Below are 278 nucleotides of genomic sequence, written 5' to 3' on the forward strand. Positions count from 1 at the left end.
CCAGTTATCAGAGTGGACGGAACTAAAGTTCCATCCCGCTAGGGTCACGATGGGGGATTAGCTCAGCTGGGAGAGCACCTGCTTTGCAAGCAGGGGGTCGTCGGTTCGATCCCGTCATCCTCCACCAAAAGTCCAAACGTAAGCTACGAAGTTTAGGTTTGGTCTTTTAGAGATCAAGTGCTGTATGTTCTTTAACAATCTGGAAGAAGTAAGTAAAGATTATTTATTGATCGCTTTGACGTCAAAATCAAAGTGATGGGTAATGATTGTATGTATCA

1 tRNA gene is annotated in these 278 nt (G+C 44.2%); it reads left to right on the forward strand.

The window, feature by feature from the left end:
- Positions 1-51: 51 nt before the first annotated feature.
- A tRNA-Ala gene (locus H3H39_RS27420) sits at positions 52-127 on the forward strand.
- The last annotated feature ends 151 nt before the right edge of the window (positions 128-278 follow it).

Origin of the sequence: Rugamonas apoptosis (genome assembly GCF_014042355.1) — a bacterium.
GTDB classification, from domain to species: Bacteria; Pseudomonadota; Gammaproteobacteria; order Burkholderiales; family Burkholderiaceae_D; genus Rugamonas; species Rugamonas apoptosis.